Below are 19238 nucleotides of genomic sequence, written 5' to 3'. Positions count from 1 at the left end.
CTAACTACTTGATTCTACATTCCCGATAACATATTGGGAACTTGATATTAAATAACTTGTTCACATAGTTCTATAAGTTAAAAGTTTATACGGCAAGCAAATAACTGCATCCTATTTTTAAGTCATTAATATTACCGAGCTAAGATAAAAGTTTCACAAAAGAATCTCGTTTTACGATCAAAATTAAATATTTATTCGTATCCTCAAGCACTAGTAAAAGCTTTAAAAAAACACTATTAGATTCACTGATGTCCGATTGAAAAAAAAATGTAAAAACATATCAAAATTATTTGCAAAAAGCAAGCATAAAACACTGATTTATATACGGATCGGGCAACTTTGTAAACTGTACTAAGGGCTGCCATATGGGTTTTTCTTGAATGTACGGTAGTCGTATATTCCCCAGCTACGAAGTATAAAAGATGAAAAATTGGGAGTTAGTTATTCAGAGTTATCTACCGATGGAAGTTCATTAAATATGAGTGAAATATGGCTACTAAAATCAACAAGCTCGATGATAGTAATCTTCAAAGCCAGAATTCCTTCTCGTCGGGATCAAAAAACGCTCTACCTCAGTCTCCTACGAACAATTTAGATGTTTCGGCGGCTACCTATTTAGGTGGGAAAGAAGATGATTCTACCAATGCGGTAGATATTTCCCTTGATGGTAAATTCGTCATCGTAGGAGGTTCTTTAAAAAATGCCAACCTTGGAGGAAAAGAAACTGAACTCCTCGGTGGTGGTGACGGAACGATTGTCCGTTATAATTCTCAAACCAATCAAGTTATTGCTACCACTCGTTTACCAAGAAAAGTACTGGATTTAGAAGTCTCGAAAAATGGGGACATCGCTGTCGCTTACGAAGGTGGAATCGCCGTATTAAATGCCGATGCGACAGAAGTTAAATGGAGTAAATCTCTAAGTGACGTTGCTCGTATTGCTATTTCCGATAGTGGCAAAGTCGGAGTTGTACGCGATCGCAAAGGTGATGATAGAGCTTATCTGTTTGATAGTAACGGAGAAGAACTTCAAAAGTGGAGTACAAACAGCAGCAGGCGTAATTTTCTCGATATAGCAGTTACCGACCAAAATGGAGGAATGGTTATTGCGACGGGATTCGAGCAAAAAACCGGGATTTTGCAGGTTGCCTTTACTGAAGCATTGTCCTATAAAGGAGAAAGTCTCTGGAAAAACTATGACTTCGATGATAAAGACATCTACAAAGAAAACTTGATGGCCGATACGCGGGGGCAGCGTGTAGCGATCGGACGCGACGGACAGCTATATTCTTCGTACTTCGTCAATGGTGGTACTGGCTTCTCTATTTTCTATAGAGATCCTTTCGATTTATCAGAGAAAGTTACCGCCGATAGAAAGATAGAAACAGACCAATATACTAAACCGACTAATGTAGGTTCGGTTAAAATGACTTGGTACGGTCGCTATGACCTCGAAACTGGTGATTTAGTCAAAGGTCAATCTTTATTAAGCCGATTTAACAGTGGTAAAGGTAACTCTGTTGATGTAAGTTCAATTACAGCCACAGAAGACGGTACTGTAATTTTAGGTGGAAGTTCGGCATATAAAATTGCTAATCGAGACGAACAGACTATTGAAGGAAAACCTGTAAGCGAATATACTGGCTTTGAAGGGTATATTGCAGTTATCAGTCCAGACTTAACAAAAAGACTTGCATGGACTCCAATTACAGATAGTGATGGAGCAGTAGCCGCAGTTCGTAATGGTACAACCGCAGTAGTTACAACTACTGATTTAAAAAAAAGCCAAATTACTCACAACGCTATCCAAAATAGTGCGGGTGGTAAAAAAGACGGTTATCTAATTGTGATTGGTGGTTCGGATGCACCTCCTGGAACAGCACCAGCAACACCACCAGACAATCCTCCTACAGAAGAACCTCCTGTAAACACTGGTGGAGGTGATACTCCTACAGAAGAACCTCCTGTAAATCCTGGTGGAGGTGATACTCCTACCCAACAAAACGATACTTTAGCGATCGACTCACTTGAATCCTATGGTGGAAGTCAAGACAATCCTAAAAATGGAACTGTTGAGACATCCTCCAACGAAGTCAACTTGAGCGGAAACCGTTGGCAGAGACTTGAAATTAACTCAACCATCACCAAGAATACTGTTCTACGTTTTGAGTTCGCGGGTAACGGTAAAGGTGAAATTCAAGGTATTGGTTTCGATAACGATAATGCGATTAGTCAACAGGATGGTGAACGTTTCTTCCAACTAGATGGTAGCCAAAACTGGGGGAATAAAAATCTCACTAAATTCATTGTTGGTAAATCGGGTGACAAAGATATTTATGAAATCCCAGTTGGTGAATTCTTCATTGGGGCTTTTGACTTCCTAACAATTGGTAACGATGACGATCAATCTAACCCCGACGCTGAAAGTACATTCAGCAATATTAAGATATTTGAAGGTACTTCTGCTCCTGTTGACACACCTAAAGAGGCTCCAAATTCACTTAATATTTCCATTAAGGGAGTCACCCAAAGTGAAGAAGTTCTATCCTACGGTGGTGCAAGTCAAAACCCAAGCATAATTTCAACTGTTAGCAACGATAATGAATTGCAGTTAGAAGGAAACGGTTGGAAACGCTTGGATATTACCGGCTATGAAATCACTGAGGATACATTACTCAAATTTGACTTTGCGGGTAATGGTGAAGCTGAAGTTCAGGGTATTGGCTTCGACAATGATAATGTAATTGGTGGTAACGACGTAAAAAGCTTTTTCCAAGTTGATGGTAGCCAAAGCTGGGGTATCGAAGACTTAGACGATTATATTGTTGGTTCTGACAACGGCTTCACACAATATTCCATTGCTGTAGGGGATTTCTTTACTGGTAAATTTGACTTCTTAACTATCGGTAATGATGATGATATAGCAAATCCAACAGCAGTAGGACAATACCAGAATATTGAACTTGTTGGTTAATTGAGGAAGGGTTTAGATACTAATACCATTTCTTTATAAAGATGCGCTTAATTTAGCCCGTGCAGACGGTGAATCACCCCCGTGCGCGGGTTAAGAGCGTTGAGGGGAGTGTGAACCCGGAGGGGCTTCGTTTTAATAGCCCCAGCCTTCTAGGCTGCGGGTGAGAAGGGCGCAAACTCATACTTTATTTAAAACTTCAGATTCAGCTTTATCTAATTGTTGACAGCTAGATAAAACTAAAGTGATACCAAGTTGCTCCCATCAAACCTGAGAACGCTTTTAAAAGTAATGACTTGTTCATTTATGGCAATACAAAAGGTTCAAGGTTAAAAGTTATTTTTCTAATTCTCTATCCCTTTTGAATAACCTTTCAGATTTTGGATTAGATTTCAAGATACAAAATCCCTGCATCCGTCTTGGAAAGTTTTGGGGGGAGAGAATCTACACCCCAACGCCAGTTCCTCTACTTGGGGAAACCCCAAGATCGGACTGGCTCAACTTTCCGCAAAATCCAAAATCCAAAATCGTTAAGCTTTTCTTGAGTAGTATTCCACTACTAGCAGTTCGTTAACGCTTAGAGCCACCCATTCGCGTTCGCAAAGACCGTTTACTTTACCAACCATTGTGTTTTTATCAAACTCTAAATGGCTGGGAAGGTTTGCTAAACCGGGATATTGCAAATTGGTTTCTACCAATTGGCGAGAAGCTTCTTTATTTTTAACTCCAATGACATCTCCGGGACGACACTGATAGCTAGCGATGTTAACTTCGCGACCGTTTACTTGAACGTGTCCGTGATTAACTAATTGACGTGCTGCGGGAATAGTTGGAGCCATTCCCAAACGGAAAATGGTGTTATCCAAGCGCATTTCAAGAAACTGTAGGAGTATCTGTCCGGTAGAGCCAGTTACTCGTCTTGCTTTACGGATATAACGCACCATTTGCTTTTCAGTTAAACCGTAATTAAACTTGAGCTTTTGCTTTTCCTCCAAACGGACAGCATACTCAGAGCGCTTTTTACGGTTTTGACCGTGCTGTCCGGGGGGATAAGCACGTCTAGCGGTTTTACGGCTTAATCCTGGTAATTCACCCAGGCGGCGTGTAATTCTTAATCTAGGTCCTCTATATCGGGACATTATCGCTCCCTTAATTCAATCATCAATAAATTTTACTCACAGACATAACATTATAGAGGCGATCGGGAAGAATATGGAATGGGGGAGGGGAAGATGGGGAGATGGGGAGAGTGGGAAGAGGGGGGAGAGGGGGAAGAGGGGAGAGAGTTTCTAATCCAAAATCTAAAATCCAATGTCCAATTCCCCATGCCCTATGCCCAGAAAATGAGATAGCATTACACAAAGGTGTTTGGAGAATTTCCATGCTATTTCGAGGTTTCGGCAAGGTTAAAGGTTTCGGTTCTGTAGATTGTGAAACAAAAATGTTTTCTCGGCAGCGCTTCGATTTTAGATTATTAAAATTAACAGCTAAATCAACAGCTAAATTAACGGCACCAGTGTTAGCTATGGCTGGTATTTTAGGCATGGCTTTACCTAGTAATGCCATAAAGAATCCTTTTAGAAGAAATCAAAATGAGTATCGCGTATGTGCTGCGCGTCTTTTAAGTGTAGGTATTCAGGCAGAAGCTGCAAGTAATGCTTGTGCTGCTGCACTTCGACCTGAAGAAGTATCTTCATGTGTAGGTCAAATTCAGCGGAGAACTCAAATCCCCGCCACTGATTCTCTTGCTTTTTGCGGACAAGCACGTCGTCCAAATGATTTAGCTACTTGTGTTGTTGGCATCGGTACCACAAGTCAGGAAACAGTTAATCCAGCTATTTTAAGTTACTGCAATCGCAGCTTATTACCAGTTAAGTTTGGTCAATGTGTTGTAGGTTTGCGTTCTGAAATCGATTTTTCACCCACACAGGCAATGGAAAGTTGTATCAGCGCTAGTGACAGAATCAGTAATGTTGTACCTTTATCAACACCCGGAGTTCCTCCATTACCTCCTTCTGATGGATTTAGCCCTACTTTTGAAACAACTCCGCTTCCTCCGGCTCCATAAGGTGATGGGGTGATGGGGTGATGGGGGGACAAGGAGACAAGGGGACAAGGAGACAAGGGGACAAGGGAAAATCATTTCCTAACTCCTAACTCCTAACTCCTAACTCCTAACTATACTATCTACAATTCCCTATGCCCCATCCCCCATGCCCAATTCCCAAAAAACAGGTCGGGTTTGCACCGCGAGTAAACCCAACCTTGATTGTTTATTTAATATTCAATTGTATTTTTAAACGTATTTTTGCTAGGATTGAAAAATTGGCAGTTAGAGGCAGTCGTTTTCATGACTGCTGATTTATTATTCTTCTTTTTTACCAAAAACCATCTGGAGAGCCATTGGCGCTCCGCCTACTTGATGGTATTTGTCTGCCCAAGCACGGATGACTTGATCGAGTTCTTCTAAAGCTTCATCTATACGTTCGGGTGGAATATCCATTTCTTCCAAAACTCGCATTGTGTTCTGCTGTCTTTCTGACCACTCCCTCATCATGCGGAAAAATCTGGCGGTATCTTCCACCATAATGTAGGTGCGCTCTTCGTCACTTGCTGTCGCATAATATGGACGAGTAAGAGCGTAGAAAGGCATTCCCCAAGGTGAATCAATCCGAGTTACGGTGGTTGAGTAAAGTAAGCGGCGCTTGATATGCTCCGCTAAAGCTTCGCTCAAAGGCATTTGATGTCTTTCGGGTAAGTCTTCTTGAGAACGTTTATGAAGAAATTCAATTAACTCCAAAAATTCAAAAGAGGTAATCAACTGGGCATCGGGCAAATTGGACGGTAGTTTTTGTTCAATCTGTCTTTTTTCCTCAGATGTCAAACTGGTGCCCGGAATGCGCGATCGCCCCGGTTGCCAAGGATATTTTTCCATCCATACATAAGGAAACTGAATCAAATAACGCGGCTCCTGAGAACCAAGCATTTTCAGCAGTCTTCCTTCAGTCAGCGCTTGTCTGACTTCTTCTACAATGGCTTTCACCCGCTTCGGCTCTAAGTGATGCAAGTGACCAGTCATTCGCAGGTTTTGTCCCTGCTCCAAATAGGTCATATAAATCGCACACTTAGCCGCCGTCGCGGCAGCATCTAAAAATGCCCCGTGCCTGTGCCCGCTAGTTCGCATGGCACTGAAAGCCAAATAAAGCATGATCTGATCCATCGCGCTGGGGTCGAGACGTTTGATCAGATCAGTATCGTTATGCATATTACAAACTGTTGAATAGCAGGTTTACAAAATCAAGAATTACAGGAAAGTAAGTAGTATACACCCGAGCGCAGGTTATGTGTTTACTTTAATTTATCTATTATGCAATAACTAAGGGTCTTAGTGGTAAAGATAAACAAAAATTTACCCGTATTTTTACAGAAGAAAGCAAAAACTTACATTGTTATAAAAATTGCCCCCACCTTTTTGCCCGTATTTTCACCAACTTATATTGGCAAGCAATTCAAGTCTGTCACCTCAAAACTGCCAATCTAAAAAGGTTTCGATTGACACGCGATTTCTCCCATCACAACCAGAATTAGCAAGCGTGTCCTTTTTACATCCCCGCAAAGATGTATGTTAACAGCTCTTAACTGCGGATGTGGCTTACTGTATACCAGTAATTAGTTAACAGTTATCAGTTAGGAGTTATGAGTCAGGAGTTAGGAGTTAATAATTTTTATATTGTCTCCCCATCTCCCCATTTCCCCATCAACGAGAAGCCTTCACCCGCTGCTGCTGCAATTTCTCGATGCTGAAGGCTGCGGCTCCGAAGGTAACTAGTAAAACTCCGATAACCTGCGTGAATGGTAAAGATTCTTGAATTATGATTCCGGCGAAAATGACTGTTAAGACTGGCACGGTGGAACTGATGAGTCCGGCTCTTGTAGCTCCGAGTTTACGGATTCCAAAGTTATTTAGCAAGTACCCGCAAAGGGTTAGTACTCCTAAAATGAAAGTGCTTAAAATCAGTTCTAAAAAGTTCACTGAATTTATTTCTAAGCTCCAACCGGTCGGTAAAGGCAGTACTATGGTGATAAAGCATAAGGTGATGAAGCACAAAAATAGCATTGTGGCGAAGTTAATCAAAGTAAAAGAAACCGGATGCAGTCTAGCGGCGCAAATACGGGTCAATATCACGTAAAATGCAAAGCTTATTCCGGCTAAAATTCCTGTGATACTTCCAAATGAAACGTTACCTGTATCGCTTGAGGCTCCACCCAATACTAAAACTATTCCTAAAACAATCATCGCGTAAGCAAAAGCGCGAAATTTAGTGGGAATGTCGCGAAACATAAGCCATGACAATAGTCCGCTCACAATTGGGTACACGAACAAAAGGGCGATCGCCATTCCGGTGACAACTTGGGCGATCGACAAGTAAAGCATTACTTGAGATAAAAATAAAAAGCATCCACTGATAACTGATAGCATCAGTACTCTTCTAGCTGTAACGGTTGTAGGATTAGTACTTCCTTTAACTGAATCGATTAAATTTTGTAAATCATGCCAAACTCTAGGGTGCAGGATGGGTGCTAAAACTAACATCATGGGCACAACAACCAGCATTCTCAGCATTAAAACGAATAGACAATTTCCTAAAGTTGGCGATATTAGTTGATCTTGATCGAATACGCCATTGAATATTGCTTTAATTGCAACGTTGTAAATAGATGTAGCAACTGCCGACAATGCAATCAGTAATAATCCCTTTGGGCGCTGCCTAAACCCTTCTATTTGTCTAGATAGTGGTTGTGATGGTGTGGCGGGTTCTGTGGTGGCTTCTGGCACAGCTTGAGGTGATGTTTCGGGTAGTGAAACATTAGCTCCTCGAACGGTAGAAGTTGCTGTTGTAGTATCCGCAGCAGCAGAAATTATATTTTCCCGCTCATCCAATAAACTTGTGGGGAATTGCTCTTGCTGTGAAGGTTCTTCTTGAATTACGTTTGAATCTTCTACATAATCAACTTCTTCTAACTGTTCGTTTTTAAAGTTAGTTTGAGCATCTTCGGTGGTGGTAGCTTCCAATTCTCGTTTGAGACGATTTACCAATTCTTGTAAAATCGCTTCCCCTTGTTCCTGCTGCAACGATATTCGAGACAATTGCTGGGAAATACTACTTTGATAATTTTCTAAATCTTGTTGCAGCGTGTTAAAAGCATTATTAAAAGCATTACTGACAGATTCGGATTCTTGATTTTGAGTAGTGGTGTATGTTCCGGATTGAAGAGTTGTGTTTCCCGTTGGGCGATCGACCAGTTTTTCCAATGAAGCTTGTAACTGCACCGAAATGTGATTTCCCAAAACTTGGGCTAATTGACGCATTAACACCTGTAACTCGTCAATTTGTCTTCCTCCTTGCAGATGCTCTCTTTCTTCTTGCAGACGTTTGATATCGTCAGCCAAACGGATTTTTTCACCTTGTAGGCGCTTGACATCATCCTGCAAGGATTTGAGCAAATTCCGCTGGATAATTTGTAATTCCTCAGTGACAGCCCGCAAAGCAGATTCGGCTGAACCGTATGGCTCGCCTGCTCTACGTGACTTTTCTGGTCCGTTATCAAATCGTCCCATTCCTTATCCTCTGCCCCTTGTTTGACCAATGTGGCTTGCTATTGACTTACTTGGCGGCCTTGATTGTTACTAGTTACGATCGTATTTTCTCAGTAATCGCTCTATGCGTTTAAATCAACTAATATAAAGTAATATTAAAGCTCTTTAAAAAAATATCATCAATAAATGAATTTCTAAAATTTGTTTTTACTATCGAAGGTATTATTTTTAGCATTTTAAAATATTAAGTAAAGTTGAGAGGTTCTTAGTTTTACCAGAATTAACCAGTAGATAAGTAAAAATACAAATAGTCTTAATGTGTTTTTTGTATCACGCCTTAGCTTGTAAAATTGTTATTTTACGTATAGAGAAGACTTGACAAACACAGAGAAATAAATATTATATGCAATTTACCGGACTCGAGCATGAAATGTTTGGGAACAATAAAGTTACTGTTTTGCCGGAAATAGGTAGACTTAATTTCATACTTTAAACATTACCTTAATACTTAATTAAACGCACTGAAATTCATGATATATCTTACACTCAGAATATCAAAAATCCGCATTAAAATCATAGATTGCTAACAATAGTAATGCTGAAACACCTATCTACTTAGCGTGTTGAAATTATATAAATATATTTAGACAACTACTGAAGGATAAATTAAAGTAATAACGTATTAGTTTTTGTCATCCCGCAATGGGAATAAAGTTATTCGAGATAGATATAGAGTTTTGCAATCCCTGATGGGGGATGGGGGCTAGGCTGTTGACTTTGATAGAATTTCTCGGTTTTTTATTCATACAACTTTTATCTCGGTAACAACCATCATCTTTCTCCCTCACCCCGCCCTGACGGGTACCCCTCTCCTTGTTAAGGAGAGGAGAAGGGGGTGAGGTGATATTTTTGCGATAAACTCAATCGGCAAGCGCTATGTTTTGTCATTCAGTTGGGGAAGAGAGTGGAAATAATGGGGGGTATGGTAATTTTTAACAAGTCGCTCAAACCTCACCCCGCCCTGACGGGCACCCCTCTCCTTGTTAAGGAGAAGGGAAGGGGGTGAGGTGATATTTTGTGATTCAGTTGGGAAAGAGGAGATAAGCTCATTTTTCAACCAATCCCCGAAACCTCACCCCGCCCTGACGGGCACCCCTCTCCTTGTTAAGGAGAAGGGAAGAAATTTGTGATTCAATCCTAAAAGAATCCATCATTTCCTTGGCAACACCAAGAAATTCATCATAATCATCCACATCTGCCGAATAATTGACTATATAAACTTAGTCATTTTGTAAAATCCACCTTTGCAGATGCTTTAATTCATTTTCTTTCTCGCCACTTGTAAATACAATTTCATATCCTGTCTTTAATCCCAAAGTAACTTTATTCTCACTAATAATTTGGGCTGGAGAATATTCTGTATTGATTTCTCGAATAAATTCCTGTTGCGATTCCGCTAATGTCCCAGAATATTCGCGGATACTTATTTTAACTCGTTCTTGAAACTGCTCATTTTGATTTGGTACAATAAATTCCACTATTTCTCCACGAATGGGAGCTAGTTTTCGGAGTTGCCATTTTTGAGGGGATTCTGGATATTTAATTTGTATTGCTAATTCTTGATTTTTGTATTCTGCAAATTCTATCTTTTCGGGAGTATAAAATACCCCTCTCCAAACCTCTCCCCCACGCTTGAGAGAGGCTTAAAAAACCCCCATTCCCTCATAGGGAAGGGGGGTAGGGGGGCTCGCGGTTTGCGTGTAATTTGAAACCATAGAAATGTTTTCCGGAGATGTCTAATCATTAATTGAGAGAATTGAACCTAGCAACTATAATTTTTCATTTTGTAGTGCAAGTATCTTGCTCTTTTGATATCTATAGCGAGCTTTCCGGCTCGCAGTACTTGCGGATTTTCGGATTTCCCATGCAACCTGCTATGGTTAGACTTTTGACATAGTTTAATTTAATGCAGATTCTCCCAACTGAGGGATAAATAAATCAAATTTAACGTTTAAGTTTGAATAAGCAGTCAATCGCTAGCTTCATAACAGAAGATAGTGTTTTTTAATTAATTGGTATTACGATATTGAATTTAGAACAACAAATAATGAGACTTAATTTAACGTTATTTTTGGTAACTGTATCATTTGTAGCTGTAGGGGCGATAATGCTATTTCTCCAACCCTACATTGATTTTCATTAATTGGAACCAGTAAAATGAAGTTAAGTTAAATAAATCGGCACAGATAAAACTAACTATATAACGTGCAGTTAAAAGCTCGAAATTGCTGGGATTGCAACCGAATGCCTCGTCGCAATGACAAAACACAACTATATTTGTTTACGGCTATCTACTTATTAAATGTAAATTGAATTTATGAATTATTTAATTGCTGTATTATCCGATCGTTTTCAAGTTGAAGCCGCTTACACTGCCCTTGAAAAAGAAAATTTTCCCAAAGAACAAATCAGCATTCTCGGACAAGGTTACAAAAGTGCTGATGAATTTGGATTCATTCAACCGAACAAACAAGCTGGAAAACAATCGAAAAAACTTCTGTACTGGGTTATTCCTTTTGGATTTGCGGCTGGCTACGCTTTTAATATACTTTCGGGAATCGAAATTTTTAGTTGGGCTGGTGCGATCGGCAATCATGTTATTGGAGGCATTTTAGGAGCGGCTTCTGGAGGCTTGGGTGCTGTTTTAGTTGGTGGTGCTGTCGGTTGGACTGTTGGTAGCGGTGATGCGCTAGCTTATCGCAATCGTTTAAATGCTGGTAAGTATATCATTGTGTTTAAAGGAACTGAAGCTCAGGTAAGAGAAGCAACAAGAATAATTCGTCAGTACGAGCCGGAGAATATTCAAGGTTATACGGAGCCGGTTAGCGCTTAATAGCTGCAATCTTAAATCATGCAATTGTCGAACAAAACAACCAAAATTTTAATGGCAATTATTGCCACAATCTTAATAGTATCGGCTCTCAAAGCGACTCAATCTATTTCTGTACCTCTGGCGTTTGCATTTTTTATTGTTATTTTAGTGCATCCACTCCAACATTGGCTCCAACGGCGTTTACCTCGTTGGTTAAGTCTAATTTTAGTTTTATTGTTTCTCTTAGCAATACTAGGCTTGGCGGTGGGAATATTATCAATAACTGCCGAGATTATCGAACCGAAAATTCCTGAATATCTCAATCAATTGCAACAAATAGTGGAAACAGCGCAATCGTGGGCAAAGTCTCGTGGTTTGCCAATTCCACAATCTATTTCTGATTCTAATGGTTCATTACCTCAATTGAGGCAGCAAGCAATTGGCGGCATTAAATCGTTTATATCCTTACTTAGTTCGTTTGTTTTGGTAGTATCGATGCTCGTATTGCTGCTTTTAGAAGTCAGTCAATACCGCAAGAAGGTGCAAAGAGCTTTTCCTCGAATCGGCGATCGCCTTATTCATGCTGTGGGAAATACTAGCGAAAAGTTGCGGCGTTATCTTATTGTGATGACTTTGACAAGTTTTTTGACGGGACTTTTAACGGGTATTTGGTGTTTTGTTTTAGGAGTAGATTTAGCCTTGGTTTGGGGATTAATCGGATTTATCCTTAATTTTATTCCTACATTGGGTTCGATTATTGCTGTCATTCCACCCACGGTTATTGCTTTTATATTTCAAGGAGCCGGTAGAGGTATTGCTACTTTAATTGGGTTGGCTGTTATCCAAACTATTATGGGCAACTTTGTAGATCCACGGGTACAAGGAAAAAGTTTACAACTATCACCTTTTGTTGCTTTATTTTCTATTATATTTTGGGGATGGGTTTGGGGAATTCCTGGTGCTATATTAGGTGTGCCGATGACAATATCAATTATCTTACTTTGCGAGGAATTTGAAACTACTCGCCCAATTGCGATTGTTTTAAGTGAGGTAGAAGACTAATAGAAATAACTTTCTAGAGATTTATATGATTAACGATACACCTTTAAATTCCCAACAATTAAATCAAAAAACTACAGAAGAGTTAAAACAAGAGTTATTGCAGCTGACTCAAGACAAAGATAGTCAACCACTCAAGCAAAAAGTAGACTTTTATCAAGAGTGTTTAGCGCCTATTTTTAACGAGTTAAGTCAGCGCAATCCCTATCCCCAAGCAGAAGAGCAAATACCGCTGATTCTTGGTGTATGGAAACCAATTTGGTCTACAATACCTTTTCAAGATACTTTACCAGGACGCTTATCGGAGCAATCTTATCAAATTTTTCACGATCGTGGTTTATATGCCAATATTGCTCGCTATGCACCAGGAAATAAACTTAAGCTTGGCTGGCTACAAAAGTTAGCATCGGTATTTCTAGCTTTGGATTTAATCATAGTGCAGAAGTATCAAGTAGAAAAAGGTGAATGGTTGATTGAAAATATTGGTATCAAACAAGCGTTAAGATGGCAACGATTTCCTTTAACCATAAACAAAGCAGATAGCTGGTTTACCAAAATAGTGCAATCTCGTTTTCAAAAAGCTGTGGAATTGAAAAACTTGGATAGTAGCACTGCTAAGAAATATAAAACGGCTTTGGGTGCTACTCCCCAATTCGAGCATTTATATATAGATAATGATTTTCGCTTGGTAAAAACTAGACGAGAAGCAAAACAAAGAGCTTCTTACACTATTGCGGTAAGAGTTAAATGACATTTAATCAAGTTGAATCAAAAACTGCTGTTTCTAAATGGCTATACAATTACTTTCTAAACCTTTTTATTTATCCTAGTATTTGGGTGGCTGGGGGAATTGCGTCTTTAGGAATTTTTTCGCAGAAAGTGCTGGAATTAGAAAATAATTGGCAACCAATCGCTCTCATTTTTGTAACTGCTTTAATTCCTTATAATTTAGACCGAATTTTCGACTCCTACGTGCAGAAAATTCCCGAAGCTAAAGCGCAGTTATTTTTCCGAAAACCCTATATCTTTGTTTTATTATTATCAGCAATTATTGCTACTGCTTTACTACTTTACGATGCACCTTCAAAAGTTCGTTATGTTAGCTGTGCGGGTATTGTTCCTTTACTCTACGGAACACCTTTATTTCCCTGGAGAAGCAAATCGGAATGGCAATGGTACCGATTGAAAGATATTCCCGGTTCAAAAGCCTGGATTGTTGGTAGCATCTTAACCTATGCTGTGATTGCTTTGCCTTTAGCTTATGCGGGAGCTAAATTTGATCTAGCAGCAATATTAACAACTTTGTTTATGTTTATATTTATTGTTTCTAATTCCCATGTTTTTGATATTCGGGATATAGAATCTGACCAAAAAAAAGGTGTGGTGACATTACCTATTATGGTCGGAATTAAGGGAACAAAAATATTTTTAATAACTATGAATTTATTGATGTTACTGATAATAATTGGTGCATGGATAACAAATACTATAACTTATCATCCTGAAATGATTTTAGCTACGGCAGTTAATATCAGCTATATCTGGGCGGTTAATGCAGAAACACCCCGTTCAATTTACAGTATTTGGATTGAAGGATGTTTATTCGTACCCATTTTAGCAAACCGGGCTATTAAAATCATCTTTTAATTTGTACAGATATCTTGTTCTTCTAAAACAATAGTTGTCTCTGCACCTATTCGCCCAAAATCTGGTTCCAAACCCATACTCATTTCAACAGTATAAATCCAAATACCAGCTTCTCTTTCAAGGTTTTTAACTTCACCCGTACCACCAATAAAGTCAACTTTTTGTTGCTGATGAAATTTGGGTTGTTCGAGACAATTAACACTCATAAATTTATCTACTAATTTGTAATTACTTTTTATTAGACTGCTTATAATCATGTTATTCGCTGATGAAATCTATTAGTTCTATCCAAAGTTATAGTTAATGTTTTTTGAATTTAATTTTTGTTAATAGTTCGTGATAAAATTTGTCCTTTTATGAATAAAGATAAATCTGTATAAAGTTAGATGAAATTAAAGATAATTTTCCCATCTATGGAACACCCGCAAAATTATCCAAGTAATTAATGCTCCTGCTAAACCTAATTGCCATAAACCACAGCCAACAGCAATACCAAGAGCCGCTGACACCCAGATGGTAGCAGCAGAAGTTAAATTTTTAACTTCCGATTGACGTAAAATAGTTCCTCCACCGATAAAACCAACACCGCTAATAATTCCGGAAATAACCCGTCCTAAAATATCTAAATTTTGCTGTGCTGCGCCGATTTCAATCGGGATGAGTACCAGTAAAGCAGAAGCAAAACAAACTAAAATATTAGTTCTAAGCCCTGCTGGCTTTTTTTTAGTTTCTCGTTCTAAGCCGATAATAGTGCCGATAATGAGGGCAATACCCAAACGGAAAGTAAGTCCCTGCCAGCCGATGGGAGCAAAAGTTGATATTTGTGCCAAGGTAAATCCATCCATTAAACATTTTCTTAACATACTTCCCAACCTACATTCATAGATTGTCACGCCACACTATCGCACTTACTATGTCTAAAGATAGATATTTATTTTGACACCTTCAAATTTAAACACATATCTTATTTCAATAATTGCTTTTATCCGTAACTCGTAACCATTAGTATCAATTATTTCAATAAAATTAGATTTAATTTCTAACTGAAGAACGATGTAAATCGAGCCAAAGTAAGTAATATTAGTAAATATTGTGAATGTTAAAGAATGTTGAGTTGAAGTATATTTATCTTCAGAGTTGTACCTATCTGTACTGAAAAATAAAAACGGTGTCATTAAGATTGTAATATCTTATTAGTTAATTTTGCATCTTCTTTCGCCAGCATTCTTCTCATTGGTCATATTATTATGTCGTTTAGTTGTAAATAGAAATGCGATCGCAACGTTTAATCTTACAAAAAGTCTTACCTTTATCGTTAATGATGCTTGTGGTTCCTTTGACATCCTGTCAAGTAGAGAAAGAACAAGCAGCTCGCTTACCTGAAGTCAATATAGAACCCGGAAGATTACCAGAATATGATATTGAAGGACCTGATGTGAAGGTTGGAGTAACCAAGCGCACAGTTACTGTACCCAAAGTAATTGTAGTGCAAGAACAAGAAACCGTTGAAGTTCCTTATATCGATGTCAATCTACCTGGAGCAGAGCGGAAAGAACGTACTATTACCACAGAAATTGAAGCTCCCTCTGCTGGTTACAATTTAGAAATTCAAGATGTATATGCAGTAAATAATGAGCTATGGGTGGTTTCTCAACTTGAAGAAGAAAATCCCAATGCACCAAAGACAACAGTACGAGTGTCCGATCGCATTGTTATCAATGCTCCAGATATACCCGTAAGGCAATATATTATTGGCAACCGTCCTAATGGTAGCTTTAACGAACAGTACACATTTATCAACAATCGCGAAGATATTACCTCTCAACTAGCAAGCGGAAAGCAACTGTATAGTAAATAGTAACAGGCTGCTGGTTAGGATATTATGTGTAGAGACGTTGCAGTACAACGTCTCCGTAATTTTTTATGAAGAAAACAACAACCAAAATCCACCCAGGTAGAAAATTAAAATCAGAAAGCTTTCAAAGCCAATGTTTCCAATACCGCGCTTTTCCCGTCGCAGTAAACCCAACAGTAGAATACCAGTTAACAAAATAGTCAAAGAGATGATGAAAATCTGACGTTGGGAGATGGTGTGGTAAATTGAACCATCACGATAGGCAAAATCTGAAAAAGCTAAAAACAAAACATCAAAAGTATTACCACCAATAATGTCGCTAACTGCCAGCGTCAACGCTCCACTTCGCACCGCTGCAACTGAAGTAATTAGTTCCGGTAACGAAGTTGAAATAGCTGTGAACAGGCTACCCACAATAGTTTGAGACAAACCAGAACGGCTGGCGATCGCCACTCCCGATTCTGCGACAACATAACCCGCAGTTGCTAAGAGTACAGCGAACAGACAAAAACGCATCCACAAAAAACCATTACCAGAATCACTATTAGCCCCCTCTTCTTCTGGTTCATCAAAGCGACTCTCAGCAGTCCGTTTTGCTGCCCACATTGGTGCGGTTTTAGCTTGAGAAACCAAGCGCATTCCAAAAATATAGGCTGCGATAAGCAAGAATGAAGCTGGATGAATTCCCCAAATATCAATGGGAGTGCTACTCATTGCTAAGAAAGGCAGAGATAATAAAGTAATTAGTAAACTCCCCTGCATTAGATTTGCAGGTGAAGCGGCAGCGTGTTCTAAATTAGCCTGACGATAAAATAAATCTGCAATTGATAAAAATACAGTTTGAGCGGCGATTCCTCCCACGGCGTTGCTAACTGCTAATTCGGGATGTCCCCCCCAAGCAGCAGTCACGGAAGCTACAATCCCTGGTAAAGAGGTGCTACCACCTAAGAATATAGCGCCAAAAACTGCTTCACCCCATCCGGTTTTATCGGCTAATCTATCTGCCACCTTTGTCAAACGGGTACCAACAATACCAATGACAAAAGCTGCTACGGCAAATAAACCAATATTGATTGTTAATGATTCAACCATAGTATTTTAGCTATTCGCCATTTCACTAATAATAAAAAACTAGTCTCAGTAGTAAGATTTAGAAATGTTTGATTGAACTTATTAGCTTTTTTGGAGAACAGCATTAAGCGCATTAATTAAAATATAAATAAAGTTAGTTATCAAACCCAGTAGCTGGAAACGAATACACATCTAAGCAAACCAAGTTTCCGGAAGGTTAAAGGATTTTTCAAATGGTTCTAGTCATAATTAAACTGTATTTAGCTTATAGCAAATATCTTCGGATCTTATTAAATAAAATACTTAATGCCTAAGAGGTATTTTCGGATAATTATATTACTACTTAAGAAATAAGTTTGAGATAATTTGTACTTTCTTAAACTGAAGTTAAATCAAAATTAAACCCAAATTAAAGTCATAATAACTATCTGTTGATTTGTCAAAGTTTTAGAATCAAACAATATTTGTTTTATAGGGTGTATTCGCAGTTATCGTAACGCACCCTATAATATCTATCTAATTTTTTTACAAGTAATCAAGTGAAGTTGAAATGATTTCTACTTACGTCTCAAATTCTCTACTCGAACATAATTTAGCTGTCTGATTTTTGTTCGTGATATTCAGAAATCTGTTCGTATATCTCAGATGGAAATTGTAAATCTTTGTATACATTACAGGAATCCGGGTCATCGGGATTGGGACAAATAGGAAAGTCTTGGTGAGACTGCCATTCTAAAACGCGCTCCCTTTGAGGTGGATTATAGTCTTTACCTTGCACCTGTAAATACATAGAGCGGGCATCTTCTTCGCTGAAATCTTTATCTTTTCTTAGATAACTAATTAGATCGGATTCGCTCAAAAAGTGACGCGCTACCATTGCAAATACTAATCTTCCGTAATGACCTATATCTTTACCGTTATCAAGAGCGGAAAGCAGATGTGCCATCATATAGCTTTTTTGTAATTCTTTGACTGACATATATTTGCTCCTTTGATTAATTACAAGGGAATGTTATTTGATTCTTCGAGGTAAGTATTACTCTCTTCCTACGCTTATGATTACTTACAAAAAAACCGCAGAGGCGCAGAGAAGGCAGAGCAAAGAAATAAAGAGAGAGGTAATTTTAAAGCGCGTTGGGAGTAACTTGCTCATCGAATTCAATTTGACTGCTGGCTTTCTTGTTGCCATATTTGCCAGTAAGCTTGAATGCGATTGCTAAAAACTTCTGGTGATTCAACATAAATTCTTTTCCCTAAAGATTTAGCGGCTGATTGTAACTGCTTGCGACGGCGATTTATCAATGAATTAATCACTTCTAATTCTGCTTTGTTTTTCAACATTTCTTGCTGATTATTAACAAACTGATGCAGCACGGCTAAATCGTGGTCATCTCCCAAATATTCAGCTAATTTATGAGTTTGGCTAGCCCATTCTTTAATTAAATCCGACCAAACCGGACGTAAAATTCGCAGGTGATACCAAAGATATTTAACCCGTTTGCGCCAATCATGGAGTTGTTCTACTGTGGGTTGATCTTCTTCTAATATACTTTGACAAGCTTGATAACCGCGTTGATAAACTCGCTGCAAACCATTATTTAATACTGATTCACCATTGCTTGATTCAAGCGACCAATTAGGAATTCGCTCTTGAGCATTTTTTATATCCGCAAGCACTTCTAAAGCTGTATTCTCTGCCTCTAAAACTCGTTTACAAGTGCTTTGATGATGCTCTACCAAAATCTGTTTTAAATCAACGAATCCTTCTGGCTTAATAAAATCTGCAAAATGTTTTTCTAATTGATTAAAAGTTTCCAATAATACTTGAGCATCTCGCACTTCAGACAAACCACGTCCGGCATCTCGAAAGCATTCGTTTTCTCGTTTATAGACTTTTTTTCCTAGTTCATCTCTAACTAATCTTACAACTGCCCGTATTTTTTTGATTCGTTTGCGTACATCGTGAATGGTTTCAGTGCGTTCGTTTATATCCGCCTCAGTCGGTGGTGAATCATTGTTATCGCTTTTAATTTCTTCGGTTAACTGTTCGATTGCTTTATCAGTTTGTTCCCAAGCAATTCGTTTGATTTCTGCACCGATTGATTCTTTGTTCTTAAGTCGATATGCCATGAGTAAAAAATTTGATTGTTGTATTCAAAAAGCAA

General features: G+C 38.7%; 16 protein-coding genes. 7 read left to right on the top strand and 9 right to left on the bottom strand.

The window, feature by feature from the left end; genetic code table 11:
• Positions 1-489 precede the first annotated feature (489 nt).
• Positions 490-2973 (top strand): hypothetical protein, encoded by a 2484-nt coding sequence (locus tag ACM03V_RS13750; RefSeq protein WP_414621351.1) that lies wholly within the window; start codon positions 490-492, stop codon positions 2971-2973.
• Positions 2974-3500: 527 nt separating this feature from the next.
• Here the strand turns inward: ACM03V_RS13750 and rpsD are convergent.
• Positions 3501-4109 (bottom strand): 30S ribosomal protein S4, encoded by a 609-nt coding sequence (gene rpsD, locus ACM03V_RS13745; RefSeq protein ID WP_414621350.1) that lies wholly within the window; start codon positions 4107-4109, stop codon positions 3501-3503.
• A gap of 242 nt (positions 4110-4351) precedes the next feature.
• Between rpsD and ACM03V_RS13740 the strand changes: the two genes are divergently transcribed.
• Positions 4352-5038: a hypothetical protein gene (locus ACM03V_RS13740; protein WP_414621349.1), complete on the top strand. Its 687-nt coding sequence runs from the start codon at positions 4352-4354 to the stop codon at positions 5036-5038.
• A 297-nt stretch (positions 5039-5335) separates the two neighbouring features.
• Here the strand turns inward: ACM03V_RS13740 and hetR are convergent, their stop codons facing one another.
• The 3 genes from hetR to ACM03V_RS13725 form a co-directional block, all read right to left on the bottom strand.
• Positions 5336-6235, bottom strand: a complete 900-nt coding sequence (gene hetR, locus ACM03V_RS13735; RefSeq protein WP_414621348.1) for a heterocyst differentiation master regulator HetR — start codon at positions 6233-6235, stop codon at positions 5336-5338.
• Positions 6236-6727: 492 nt separating this feature from the next.
• Positions 6728-8590 carry an EamA family transporter gene (locus ACM03V_RS13730; protein ID WP_414621347.1) on the bottom strand — a complete coding sequence of 621 codons (1863 nt, stop codon included), beginning with the start codon at positions 8588-8590 and terminating at the stop codon, positions 6728-6730.
• A gap of 1259 nt (positions 8591-9849) precedes the next feature.
• Positions 9850-10107 (bottom strand): hypothetical protein, encoded by a 258-nt coding sequence (locus ACM03V_RS13725; RefSeq protein WP_414621346.1) that lies wholly within the window; start codon positions 10105-10107, stop codon positions 9850-9852.
• Between the two features lie 839 nt (positions 10108-10946).
• Here ACM03V_RS13725 and ACM03V_RS13720 point away from each other — a divergent pair.
• Genes ACM03V_RS13720 through ACM03V_RS13705 form a run of 4 tightly spaced genes read left to right on the top strand, consistent with a single transcriptional unit; the run spans position 10947 to position 14147 of the window.
• The gene (locus tag ACM03V_RS13720) at positions 10947-11462 is read left to right on the top strand and encodes a hypothetical protein (RefSeq protein ID WP_414621345.1); all 516 of its coding nucleotides are present in this window, start codon (positions 10947-10949) and stop codon (positions 11460-11462) included.
• Between the two features lie 18 nt (positions 11463-11480).
• Positions 11481-12503 (top strand): AI-2E family transporter, encoded by a 1023-nt coding sequence (locus tag ACM03V_RS13715; RefSeq protein WP_414621344.1) that lies wholly within the window; start codon positions 11481-11483, stop codon positions 12501-12503.
• Between the two features lie 25 nt (positions 12504-12528).
• Positions 12529-13251, top strand: coding sequence for a hypothetical protein (locus ACM03V_RS13710; protein WP_414621343.1), 723 nt, complete (start codon positions 12529-12531; stop codon positions 13249-13251).
• Complete coding sequence (locus tag ACM03V_RS13705; protein WP_414621342.1) at positions 13248-14147, top strand: UbiA family prenyltransferase; 900 nt, start codon at positions 13248-13250, stop codon at positions 14145-14147. The genes ACM03V_RS13710 and ACM03V_RS13705 overlap by 4 nt, the downstream gene beginning before the upstream one ends.
• Here the strand turns inward: ACM03V_RS13705 and ACM03V_RS13700 are convergent.
• Both ACM03V_RS13700 and ACM03V_RS13695 read right to left on the bottom strand, forming a co-directional pair.
• Positions 14144-14353: a hypothetical protein gene (locus ACM03V_RS13700; protein WP_414621341.1), complete on the bottom strand. Its 210-nt coding sequence runs from the start codon at positions 14351-14353 to the stop codon at positions 14144-14146. The two genes, ACM03V_RS13705 and ACM03V_RS13700, sit on opposite strands and share 4 nt — an antisense overlap.
• 186 nt (positions 14354-14539) lie before the next feature.
• Positions 14540-15010, bottom strand: coding sequence for an MgtC/SapB family protein (locus ACM03V_RS13695; protein WP_414621340.1), 471 nt, complete (start codon positions 15008-15010; stop codon positions 14540-14542).
• 407 nt (positions 15011-15417) lie between these two features.
• On the opposite strand from ACM03V_RS13695, the gene ACM03V_RS13690 reads away from it, so the two are divergent.
• Positions 15418-16005: a hypothetical protein gene (locus ACM03V_RS13690; RefSeq protein ID WP_414621339.1), complete on the top strand. Its 588-nt coding sequence runs from the start codon at positions 15418-15420 to the stop codon at positions 16003-16005.
• Positions 16006-16068: 63 nt separating this feature from the next.
• On the opposite strand, the gene ACM03V_RS13685 is transcribed toward ACM03V_RS13690, so the two are convergent.
• From ACM03V_RS13685 to ACM03V_RS13675, 3 genes are all read right to left on the bottom strand, one after another.
• Complete coding sequence (locus ACM03V_RS13685) at positions 16069-17094, bottom strand: sodium:calcium antiporter (protein WP_414621338.1); 1026 nt, start codon at positions 17092-17094, stop codon at positions 16069-16071.
• Positions 17095-17665: 571 nt separating this feature from the next.
• Complete coding sequence (locus ACM03V_RS13680) at positions 17666-18052, bottom strand: hypothetical protein (RefSeq protein ID WP_414621337.1); 387 nt, start codon at positions 18050-18052, stop codon at positions 17666-17668.
• A 179-nt stretch (positions 18053-18231) separates the two neighbouring features.
• Entirely contained in the window at positions 18232-19203 is a 972-nt protein-coding gene (locus tag ACM03V_RS13675) for a CHAD domain-containing protein (RefSeq protein ID WP_414621336.1), read from the bottom strand.
• Between the last annotated feature and the right edge of the window lie 35 nt (positions 19204-19238).

The sequence above is a fragment of the Calothrix sp. CCY 0018 genome, assembly GCF_963920925.1.
Lineage (GTDB): Bacteria > Cyanobacteriota > Cyanobacteriia > Cyanobacteriales > Nostocaceae > Rivularia.
The sequence above is the reverse complement of the archived record's forward strand: the minus strand, read 5'-3'. Positions and strand labels throughout refer to the sequence as shown.